Origin of the sequence: Flavobacterium crocinum, from assembly GCF_003122385.1 — a bacterium.
Lineage (GTDB): Bacteria > Bacteroidota > Bacteroidia > Flavobacteriales > Flavobacteriaceae > Flavobacterium > Flavobacterium crocinum.
The window spans coordinates 2,118,109-2,129,371 of sequence record NZ_CP029255.1 but is presented as its reverse complement, the minus strand read 5'-3'; the positions used below and the strand labels follow the sequence as shown (position 1 = coordinate 2,129,371).

Genomic DNA, 11,263 nt, shown 5'->3' with positions numbered 1-11,263 from the left:
GTTTTATATTTTACTAATTTGAATACTTGCGTATCGTATCAAATTATTTCACAATTACTTTAAAGGTTTTGCTTCCAAAATCTGAACTCACCTTTACCAGATACATTCCCGACGGGGCTTTTATATTATCTTCATGCAGAAAGGTTTCGATCTGATTGTATTTCTTTTCATTTAAAAGCGATCCGGTTACAGAATAAATGCTTATTGTAGCATCTGTTTTTTTAGGAAACTGCATGGCTATTGCAAATTTGCCATCGATAGTGGGATTCGGATATAAAATCAAAATACTGGAATCTTTAAATTCCTTTCCATCAGTTGCTACTGCAATTATTTTAGAAGTTTTACATTCTTGCCCGTTTATTATTCGAATCTCATAATTACCTGGCTGATCGATTAAAATCTTCGAATTATCATCTATAAAATTCCCTTCATAAAACCATTGATATTGGTAATTTCCTGTCGGCAAATCTTTACTCGCATCCAAAAGCAATGCATTTCCGTCAGTAAGCAAATATTCTGATTTTAGATTAGGGAAAGTTCCTTCTTTATCGGCAACAAAAACCGTTTCTGAATACAGATTTCCGTTTTTATCTTTTACGATATAATCATAAGTTCCTGATGAAAGCTGTACGCCAGTCTGACTTTTAGCAGCCTGGTTCCATTGCTTTACAACAGCATCACTACCTTCTTTTTTAACTGTAACCGTAAAAGGCGCTTCTCCTCCTTCTATCGTATAATTTAATTCACCAGATCCTGAAATACCACAAAGTGCTTCGGTTATCCAGACTCTGCTAAACATTTGTGGTGCTACTTTTAAGGTGAATTTTGCTGTTCCGGATTTATGTTTATTCCAGTCAAAATCTTTTAAAACCAATTTTTCTGTACCCGAAGTACTTCCCAAACGAATGTATTCCGAATCATTTTCATCGTAAGTTCCTTTTCCGGAATAATCAACTAAAAGCCAGTAATAAGTATCTTTAGGAAGTGTTCCTTTTATAAAAGCAGGATTAAAAGTCCAGTCTAAACTTAAATCACCTGGGTTGGAATAATCAAGCTGCCATTCTCTGGAAACGCCAATTGGTTCTCCTTGTTCTTGTTTTTTAACTAAGAGATTTTTCCCGTTGTCGCTCCAAAAAGCAAAATAATTATTGGGCACTGTATTCGACTTACTTTTTAATTCAAAAGTCATCAGTCCTTCTTCAATCATATTATTGCTTTTTAATTGCAATAATCCACTGGCATCATCACGACCGACCGCAGTAATTGATGAGTTGAATCCTTTATGTTTTTCAACATCCCAAATCGTTTGTCCCTGACTGTTTAGATAATTTTTATTATCAAACTGAGAAAGTGAGATTCCGTATTTAATAGCTAAATAACTCGCCGCTTTTTGCGTTTCTAAACCTGATAAAACACGGTTATAAATCAATATTTCGCTTATATTTCCTTTAAAATCTTCAGGAGGAAGTTTCTCCATTTTTGACTTTTGACCAATAGTCAGCGAAGACATCTTTGCAACACTATCAGTTACATTTTGCTGAAAAAAATGAATATTGGCTTTGTGCGGTTTTATCTTTTCCTGATAAGACTGATACGAATATTTTTTTAAATCGACCAAGCGTTTATTTGTCGCTGCCGAAATTATTCTTTGAGGATCATTTATCGTCCATAAAAACTGTTCTTTCAAACTGTCTTTTACTTTATAGACCATAAAAAGCGTCTGGCGTCTTTTACTGTCTGACCCCAACGGTACAATTAATGAATCCTGTGAAGTATCTATAACAATACTTGGGTTAAAATTAAACGCAGCACCATTGTGTTTTTTTATCGGCACCTTTGCTTCTTTATTGTTTATGAGGCTTTCCCAATAATAGTTTTCTCCCGTATTTCTGGATTTAAGCCAAAAAAAAGGTTCTGAAACTGCTCCCGGAAGTACTTTCTCTTGTGAAAAAGCAGTATTCGCAATTAGGAACGCTGCTAAGTTTACCAATAAAAAAATCCTTTTATTCATAGTGTAAAGTGATTTTTATAATGAAACAGGTTTAGAAATTACCCAAATCATCAAAGTCAAAAGAATAACCAATAATTAATGAAATACTATTGATCTTATTTTTGTTTTCGCTGTAACGATGCCCGTTTTCTTCTGTCATTAAAGCATCTGTAAGTCCTAAAGAATATCTTGCTCCTACAGAAAGATTATTGCTAAATTCATATCCTGCTGACAGAACTCCGTAGAAATAATTTTTCCCGGTCAAAGATTCTTTTAATACTTTCTGAACATTAGCATCCGGCTCAAAATAGACTCCTGAATCGGCAAATAATTGCTGTGCATTGGATGTATATTTGATATTATCGCTGGCAATATTAAAGCCTACATAAGGCCCAACACCAATATAAAATCCTTCTGCCGGATAAAACTTAAATTGTGCTCCAACATTGATATAGCTGTAGCCAAAAGTCATTTTATATTTCAGTCCTTTTACATCTTCATAATTCAAATCGGTTCCCTGACCTGAGTATGAAACTTCGGTCTGAATAGCAACCTTTGCGTAAGGATATTTCCAGTTGATGAAAAAACCGCCGGTTCCTCCAAACTTTCCTTCTTCTTTTAAAGTATAGCCTTCGTAGATACCTTTTGGTACTATCACATCAGGAAGATTAGACATTTTAGAATAAATCCCTCCTCCAAAAAGACCATATGTAATCTCTCTGTCGCCCTGAGCCAATAAAGATTTTGTGCTTACTAATAAAAGAAGCAAAATAATTTTTTTCATTTTTTTATAAATTACCATTCGTGAAAACTATAGCCTAACGAAAAACAAAAGACACTGCTTTTATTCTGATTTTCGATAAACTGAAAAGAAGATGCATTACTCTTAATCATATCTTTTACGCCCAGATAATAGCGAAAGTCAAAGTGAATGCTTTGATGTAGTTCATAACCTAATGCAAAACATAATGCAAAATCGTCGTCTCCGTCAAGACCGTCTTTATAGAATTGTCTTGTAGCTACATCGTACATTCCGCCTGCTTCGTTGGACTTATAAGTAATATCATTTGGAGATAAATTGATACCATAAAAAGCTCCGGCACCAAAATTTAATCCTTCATAAGGATAAACTTTATATAAAGCACCAATTTGTAGGAAAGCATAATTTAGTCCGAGTTCGAACTCTTTTCCAACGGCATCTTTGTAAGTAATTTTTTCTCCCGATTGTCTAAATAAAATTTCCGGCTGAATGGCAACGCGCGTATCGTGCAGTTTACAATTCAAAAAGAAACCGCCTTCTAATCCGAATTTTCCTTTACTTTCCATAACACTGTTATCGAAGGTATTATCTCTTCCTTTTATGCTTTCAGGAAGATTACTGAATGTGGAGTGCAAAGCTCCCAATTTTAATCCGTAGGTAATGTTAGTTTCGTTTTGACTGTAGATTGGGACACTTAAAAATAAACTAAAAATTATTAAGGGTAATATTACTTTCATTGGCAAAAATTTCTGCGAATATATGTATTAATTTTAGCTTACAATTAAATAAAATCGACGAAATAACAAAAAAAACCGACAACATACCTGAAATCAGGTATACAACAATTTAAAGGCTCCGTTTTAAGTCGTTCCTGTTTTAAAAAACATAAGCTTCAGATTCCCCTTAAGATTATTCCGTCATATTTTTTTATCTCTCTTCATAAAAAACAGAATTAATTGGTCACTTTCCAGGTGTTTATGGCTTTGTGCCATTATTCAAAAAAACAAACTTAACAGTTCGAAAATTTAAGCAACACAGAAAATGCTTGAAATCAAAGACATTTTTACAAATCTTTTTATAGCTACAGCCCAAAAAACAAAGGCATAAAATAAAACTTTTAGGAATTGAATATAACAAACCGGACAATATAGTCCAAAACGGCATATTCTTAGTACTAAAGGCGTTTTCTCCATTTTTTGTATTGTATACAAATTCGCATCTTTAAGTAATATTTTATCGATAAAAAACCAAAAACATCGATGTAATGCAATAAAACAAATTCAGTTTTGCTTTTTTGTTTTAATAACAGGACATCTTTTTAATCAGAATAAATTTTTAAAAATTTCCCTTATAAAGAAAAATTACACATTATTTTATTTTTTAAAATTTCAACACCACCAACTATTGATGCTGTCTGTATTTTTCTATAACGGATACTTAAAATTTTACTGAAAAATGGTTATCGACGAAACCTTTTTATTAATTTTTTACATTATCAGCTTATGAAAAAACTTTACTTATCTCATGTACTACTTTTTACAGTTCAGCTTTTGTTTTTATTATATCCTGTGACTGCTCAATATGCAGCCGGTACTCCACAACGTTCCTTTGATAACTTAAAATCTTTGTTTCCAAAATCCAACAGCCTCATGTTGGAAGACAGACATCGTGTTTGGCTTAATTTAACTAATACAGAAGGAATTTTCAAACAACTCTTAATTGGATACATAGCGGGAGCTACCAACGGATGGGATTCCAGTTTTGACGCCGTATCACTGGATGGAAATAAGTTAGCCGATTTTTACAGTATTAACAGCAATAAAAAACTAGCTATTCAGGGACGCGCTCTGCCTTTAGAAATTACCGATAAAATTCCGTTGGGATACAGATCAGCCGTTACGGGAAATCTTACCATATCCATAGATCATGCTGATGGTGATTTAGCTAATCAGGATATATACATACTGGATAAAAAAAACAATACAACACACAATCTCAGAAATGGCGGCTATACCTTTTTTACACAAACAGGCACTTTCAATGATCGTTTTGAAATGAGATATCAAGCCGACCAGAAATTAGGAATAGATGAAATTGGCTCTTTGACTCAGGAATTAACCGTGATTTCAAAAAATAAAATCATCAGTGTAAACTCCCGCGATACCCTTTTAAAAGAGGTTTCTGTTTTTGATATCACCGGAAAATTACTCCACAACAGTCGAAGAATAGACACATTTAATTTAGAAATTAATGACATTCAATCCGGAACTCAAATAGTATTGGTCAAAACAACACTAGAGAATGGGAACATCATAACCAAAAAGGTGATTTTTTAGTTTCTCAGAGAACTACAAATAAAATCAAAGCCTGCAGAGAGATCAAACAAAATCTGCAGGCTTTATTTTTAATGCCAGAATCTACATTCCATCATTTTTACTTTATATTTTCTCTTAAAACCAAATAGTAAATAAACCAAGCCCCAAATATTCTCACTGAAACCTTAAAGAAAACAAAAGAATATTCTTTCAAAACAAATAATATGCAATAAAATTCATTTTTTTTTACAATTGATTTCATTTTAATAAAAGCCGCCTTTTTGTTTTTTAAACATACAAGAATCAGTTATTAATCAAACAAATACATTTCACTTAACAAAATCAACTTGCGATTATCTGACTTTAAAAATGGAATTTCATAAATATTTGAAGAAAGTTTTTTTCAAAAGCCTATTGTATAATTCAAAATTAGTTCTAATTTTGCACCCGCAATAGCAAAGCAGGTCCGTTCGTCTATCGGTTAGGACGCCAGGTTTTCATCCTGGTAAGGGGGGTTCGATTCCCCCACGGACTACTTAGCAAGACAAAAGCTTCAGAGAAATCTGGAGCTTTTTTATTTTTAAACATTCTACAAGCATATTGCATTTTTAGAAAATTCAATCTAATGGAAACATCGAATAATCTCCCGCCAATAACATCCTTTTAAATTTAGTTCTTGATGAAGGATAAACAAAAGTTACAAAAGGCCTTTTGTATTCTTTAGGCATTACTACAACTGTATCTAAAACCACTATGCCTGATGAATCTATTTGTACTTTTAATTTTACTTCTGAAGATTTAATTTTTACTTCAGGTTTATTTACAGGACATAACCTCCTTTCATCCTCATTTCCAGCCACTCTAATTTTAAGAATTTCATTATCATTATCAGTAATAATAACACTGTCGTTACTGTACGCATATCCATAAACGCCCATATTTCTGTTACTTGTACATGAAAACAAAGTATAAAAAAGTGATATTAGGATTATTTTTTTCATTAAAAATTAATTACAATTATTTTGGAGCTGATTTTTTCAAACAAAAAAAAGACCATCTTTCCAAATGGCCTTTTTTCATGTTATTTTGAGAAAAATTTATGCTCTAAATAAAGCATATTTATTGTAGTTGTACAACACTTTATCATAAGGAACAAAAAGCGAAACAATCTTCTCTGTTGATTCATCAAATTGGATTCCATTATATTTTCTAAACAAATAGATTTCTTTTAAGCAATTCGAAAGACTCTGATGAATCTCACTTGTAAAAGTTGGCACTTTTTTGTCGCCAACTAAAAGATCGATTTGGTAATTTGAACTACTTTTTGACAAATTGTTTCCAATAATTCTAATGGTAAAAGTGGTCTCTTTTCCGTATTGCTCACCTTGATATTGCAGTGTCATAATTTCTGTTTATTAAAGTTAGTAATAGCGCGGTTTTTACAAACTTTGCTGTTTTGAATACTTGTATTAAAGTTATAAAATTTTAGACAAACATAAAAAATTCCTTTCTAAATTAAATGTTATTTTTTTCATGAATCTCTACATCTAAAAAATAAAAAAAACCGTAACGAATTACGGTTTTGGCAATTAACTAAATATATTTAATCAACTTTTTTAACGAGTGTAAAATTCATTCATAAGCACGATTAATTTTTGGTAAACATTGTAATTTATTTTTTGGTTTTGGTTAAAATGAAAGCTTTTGTTCTTGATCAATATTGAAAGATTTTAGCTCTTAATTTAGTTTACTAAGTTAGATATTTCATAGATAATATTCGCATAATCTCGATAAACTGTTAATAAAATTCTTATTAACAAGATTTATAGCACTTTACAAAAATCTAAATTCAGTATTTGTTTTTTGATTACATTTGACTAACTAATTCTAAAAACCTCATATTATGAAAATTAACTTCGTTGCATTGCTTATCTCAGCAATTGTTACACTTGTTATCGGTTTTATCTGGTACAGCCCAAAAGTGTTCGGAACCATCTGGATGAAAGAAAATAACCTCACACAAGAAGAACTTAGAAAAGGCAGTATGCTTAAAATTTTCGGTTTAACATACATTTTTTCTTTAATGATCACCATGACTTTAATGTCACTTACAATTCATCAGTCTGGTGCGATCGGAATGGTTGGAGGCCCGCCTTTGATCGATAGCGCAAAACCTTCTTTTGCTGCTTTTATGGCCGATTACGGAATGGCTTACAGAACTTTTAAACATGGAGCACTGCACGGATTTATGTCTGGTTTATTTTTCGCGTTCCCTCTAATTGGAATTAATGGTTTATTTGAAAGAAAGTCCTGGAAATACATTTTTATTCATACCGGCTACTGGCTGATTACATTAACTCTGATGGGAGGAATTGTCTGCGGTTTTGCTTAGAAAACAAAATACCCAAAACCCGTTTGAAACTAAATTTCAAACGGGTTTTTCTTAATAATAACTTAAAGAAATTTAGTTATTCCAAATATTATCTAATTTTGACGAAATTAGTTCACACTCTTGAATACAACTTATTCTTTCCAGATTTACAAAAGCGCTTCACAATTGCCATTAGAATGGAATTCGCTTGCCGTTGATAACATCTTTTTGACTCGTGAGTATTTAGAAGTTCTGGAAAATTCTTCTCCGGTAAATATGACTTGTCATTTTATTGGTCTTTTTGAAGAAGAAAAACTTGTTGGCATTGTTTTAACGCAGTTTCTATTTGCCGAAAAACTGGAATCATTCGGAGAACGCGACAAATGTCTCAAAACTTCTGTACGCAATTTTGCCTTAAAGAATTTTGCTTCGCACGTTTTGTTTGTTGGCAACAATATGCTGACTGGACAAAATGCTTTTGTTTTTGATAAAAAAATCAAAGAATCAAAAGCCATTAAAACACTTCACAAAGCCGTAAATCAGCTTAAAAAAGATTTAAAAGAAAGCGGAAAGAAAGTTCATATTACAAGTATAAAAGATTTTACTGCCGAAGAAATCAAACCTTTACAAGTTGAATTTAAAAACAATTATACGTTTTCGACTCAGCCCAACATGGTTTTTGAAATCAGGAAAAACTGGAAAAACGAACAGGATTATATTGATGCATTATCTAAAAAATATCGTGATCAATACAAACGTGCCCGAAAAAAATCGGAGGAAATTGTAAAGCAAAAAATGTCATTAGCCGACATTAAACAATATGAAGATGTTATTTACGATTTGTATTTTCATGTAGCGAAAAACGCTCCGTTTAACACCTTTTTTCTAGCCCGAAATCATTTTAGCTTTTTCAAGGAAATAATGGGTGATAACTTTCTATTGTATGGCTATTTCTTAGACGCAAAACTAATTGGTTTTAATACGCTCATCAAAAATGGCGATACTATGGACACTTATTTTCTAGGTTATGACGAAAGCATCCAACGCGAGAAAATGCTCTATTTAAACATGCTTTACGATATGATTGCCTACTCTATCAAAAAAGGATTTAAAGAAATTGTATTTGCAAGAACTGCACTCGAAATAAAAAGTTCTGTTGGTGCCAAACCAATAAAAATGTATGGTTTAATTACACACAGCAATGCTTTAATTAATCATAACATTTCAAGATTTTTCAATTATCTGGAACCTAAAACAGAATGGCAGGAACGTAATCCTTTTAAATAGCGTAATTATGTCGCTCCGCTGGAGCTTTTGAAACTTTTGACACAAACATTTCTATAAATATTTCGCTCCTCGAGGAGCTTTTTTTAGCTCTGGAAGAGCGAAATATTTATAGAAAAAATAAGGTTAAGATGAAAAGCTCCTGCGGAGCGACATATTCAACACACCAATATTTGCTCAATGAAAATCAGTCCAAATCTACGGAACCGCAATTTTCATTTGTTTATGCAGAATATGAATTTCCAAAGAAGTCTGTGCCCCGCAATATTCTCCATCAATCTGAAAGTTAACAGGATAATCGGTTTTGATTTCGGCTTTATCTGTTGAAATGATTACAATATCATCGGAATCAATCGGCATATTGCCCGTAATAATTTTTCCAATTAATAGTAAATCCAGGCTTTTTAAAATAACCAATTCAAACTTTCCGTCATTCATTGCGCCGTTTGGATTGATGATTACGCCTGTTCCGTATTTCTGCGAGTTGGCAATTACAATCATTCTCGCTGTATGCTCGACTGTTTTATTGTTTGCCGAAATAGTTGCCACAAACGGATCTTCAGATTCTTTTAAAGTCGTAAAAGCCTGCAATGCATATCCCCAAAAACCACGTACATCGCTTTGTTCGTAATTTTTAACCAGATTAGCATTTAATCCTAAGTCGCTTAAATGAATGCTTTTTTTGCCGTTGATACAAATCATATCCATTTCGATATAATGACTCAAAAACGCTATTTTGAGGTTTTCTTCAATTCCCTGCGGAAGATTCAGATCTACCGAAAGTCCATTTGCAGAACCGGCCGGCAAAATCCCGATTATAACGTCTTGCTCTTCCATGGCTTCAGCAACCATTTTTATGGTTCCGTCACCGCCGGCTACAATAATTCGTTCGGGATTATATTCTTTATATATAGATTGTATTTCTTTTGGGTCATTTTTTCCTGTTGTTTCATATACTTCCAAATCAAAATGATTGGTAACAGCAAACTCTTCTACAGCTTCTATTAACTCAGATTTATCCAAATCTCCCGATATTGGATTTACGACAAATAGTATATTCTTTTTCAAAATTTTATTTTTAAAACCAATTAAATTAAGTAATTTACAGTTACCTAAATATACGTAATTAATGAAACCAATTTTACAATTATATCGCGGTTATGCAAATGAGCAAGAATTAATTGTGATGGGGCACGTTTTGAAAAAAGAACACAATTACGATTTTGAAAGAAAAAAAATAAAAAATGCCACTTCAATTCTGAAATTATTCAGAATTAAAACGATTAAAAATTTTGATGTTTATCTTCATCATAACAACGAAATCATTCATACCAAAACTTTAGACGACGGTTATTTCAATTTCTGTATTCCGCTCGAAAAAGAAACCCATTTTGGATGGATGTCTTACGAAGTAAGTCTAAAATACAATAATCAAACTACAGTTTGCAAAGGCAGCTTTATACGTCCCCACAAAGGGAAACTCGGAATTATTTCTGATATTGATGATACTTTTTTGATTTCGCACACCAAAAACTTTTTCCGAAAACTTTATATTTTGCTTTTTAAGAATGTAAACGATCGTAAAGTTTTCAAAGATGTTGTCACTCATTATCAAGCTTTAAGTCAGGCAGGAAGAGACAAACCCGAAGAAGAAAATGCTTTTTTTTACATTTCCAGCAGTGAATGGAACTTATACCGTTTCATTGCAAAATTTACCAAAATCCATAAACTTCCAAAAGCAGTAATTCTCCTGAAAGACATTAGAAGAGGAATTACCGATTTTTTTATGAGCGGTAGAGGAAGCCACGATCATAAATTCCAGAAAATCAAACATGTTGTTGAGTTTTACCCAACCTTAAAATATGTTTTACTGGGCGATGATTCACAGCACGATCCTATTTTATATGAGCGAATCTGCAAAATATTTCCCGTTACTGTAATTGCAGTTTACATTAGGCAAACTGGTAAATCACCAAAAAGTGAAGTCCAAAAAATTCTAAAAAACCTAGAAAGCCTAAATGTTTCTGTTTGCTATTTTAAAGAAAGCAGCAAAGCAATAGAACATTCAAAATCTATTGGAATTATTAGGTAGTTTTTAAAAATCATTTGGGCGAGACAGCATTAGAAAAAGCGGGCTATCCTACTTTGTCTTTATTCGCCCACTTTCCCTAATGCTGTCGGGCTGTCCGCGCTACTTCGGTAGCCAGCTCCCATCCCTCTCGCAGCAAATCTTTGTCGAGCTACTTGCGGAAATCCTTCCTTCGTCAGGATGACATACTGTGAGGAAAAATTAAACCCTAAAAAAAGAACTTAAAACTCTTTTAGCCCAGATTGAAGCGGAAAGCCCGGAATAAAAAAAGCAAAAGTTTCTTGTTCTAAAAAAGCGACCAACGGAGGCTCTTTTTAGAACATTAGAAACTTTGCTTTTTTTACGTCCCGATAGCTATCGGGATGAAGCGGAAAGCTGGATCAGCTCCTGAAAACTTAAAAACCTTTGCCAATATTGAAATTACGACAAAGGTTTTTTCACGTATAGTATACAA

General features: G+C 32.7%; 10 protein-coding genes and 1 tRNA gene. 5 read left to right on the top strand and 6 right to left on the bottom strand.

The window, feature by feature from the left end:
• Positions 1-43: 43 nt before the first annotated feature.
• From HYN56_RS09775 to HYN56_RS09765, 3 genes are read right to left on the bottom strand one after another with little or no spacing between them, the layout of a single operon-like run.
• Positions 44-2,011 (bottom strand): T9SS type A sorting domain-containing protein, encoded by a 1,968-nt coding sequence (locus HYN56_RS09775; RefSeq protein WP_109192003.1) that lies wholly within the window; start codon positions 2,009-2,011, stop codon positions 44-46.
• Positions 2,012-2,042: 31 nt separating this feature from the next.
• Positions 2,043-2,774 (bottom strand): outer membrane beta-barrel protein, encoded by a 732-nt coding sequence (locus HYN56_RS09770; RefSeq protein ID WP_109194766.1) that lies wholly within the window; start codon positions 2,772-2,774, stop codon positions 2,043-2,045.
• An 11-nt stretch (positions 2,775-2,785) separates the two neighbouring features.
• Positions 2,786-3,487, bottom strand: coding sequence for an outer membrane beta-barrel protein (locus HYN56_RS09765; RefSeq protein WP_109192002.1), 702 nt, complete (start codon positions 3,485-3,487; stop codon positions 2,786-2,788).
• Between the two features lie 765 nt (positions 3,488-4,252).
• Between HYN56_RS09765 and HYN56_RS09760 the strand changes: the two genes are divergently transcribed.
• Together HYN56_RS09760 and HYN56_RS09755 are read left to right on the top strand one after the other, a co-directional pair.
• On the top strand, positions 4,253-5,086 hold the full coding sequence (locus HYN56_RS09760) for a T9SS sorting signal type C domain-containing protein (protein WP_109192001.1): 834 nt from the start codon (positions 4,253-4,255) through the stop codon (positions 5,084-5,086).
• A 442-nt stretch (positions 5,087-5,528) separates the two neighbouring features.
• Positions 5,529-5,600, top strand: a tRNA-Glu gene (locus tag HYN56_RS09755).
• Positions 5,601-5,682: 82 nt separating this feature from the next.
• Here HYN56_RS09755 and HYN56_RS09750 read toward each other — a convergent pair.
• Together HYN56_RS09750 and HYN56_RS09745 are read right to left on the bottom strand one after the other, a co-directional pair.
• Positions 5,683-6,066 (bottom strand): hypothetical protein, encoded by a 384-nt coding sequence (locus HYN56_RS09750; protein ID WP_146194581.1) that lies wholly within the window; start codon positions 6,064-6,066, stop codon positions 5,683-5,685.
• 96 nt (positions 6,067-6,162) lie between these two features.
• A complete protein-coding gene (locus HYN56_RS09745) occupies positions 6,163-6,468 on the bottom strand; it encodes a hypothetical protein (RefSeq protein ID WP_109191999.1) in 306 nt (101 codons plus the stop codon).
• Between the two features lie 500 nt (positions 6,469-6,968).
• Here HYN56_RS09745 and HYN56_RS09740 point away from each other — a divergent pair, with 500 nt between their 5' ends.
• Positions 6,969-7,457, top strand: coding sequence for a DUF1761 domain-containing protein (locus tag HYN56_RS09740; RefSeq protein ID WP_109191998.1), 489 nt, complete (start codon positions 6,969-6,971; stop codon positions 7,455-7,457).
• A gap of 120 nt (positions 7,458-7,577) precedes the next feature.
• On the top strand, positions 7,578-8,723 hold the full coding sequence (locus HYN56_RS09735; RefSeq protein WP_109191997.1) for a GNAT family N-acetyltransferase: 1,146 nt from the start codon (positions 7,578-7,580) through the stop codon (positions 8,721-8,723).
• Positions 8,724-8,918: 195 nt separating this feature from the next.
• Here the strand turns inward: HYN56_RS09735 and HYN56_RS09730 are convergent, their stop codons facing one another.
• Positions 8,919-9,788 (bottom strand): diacylglycerol/lipid kinase family protein, encoded by an 870-nt coding sequence (locus HYN56_RS09730; protein WP_109191996.1) that lies wholly within the window; start codon positions 9,786-9,788, stop codon positions 8,919-8,921.
• A gap of 61 nt (positions 9,789-9,849) precedes the next feature.
• Between HYN56_RS09730 and HYN56_RS09725 the strand changes: the two genes are divergently transcribed.
• Positions 9,850-10,812 (top strand): App1 family protein, encoded by a 963-nt coding sequence (locus tag HYN56_RS09725; RefSeq protein WP_109191995.1) that lies wholly within the window; start codon positions 9,850-9,852, stop codon positions 10,810-10,812.
• Positions 10,813-11,263: the final 451 nt, after the last annotated feature.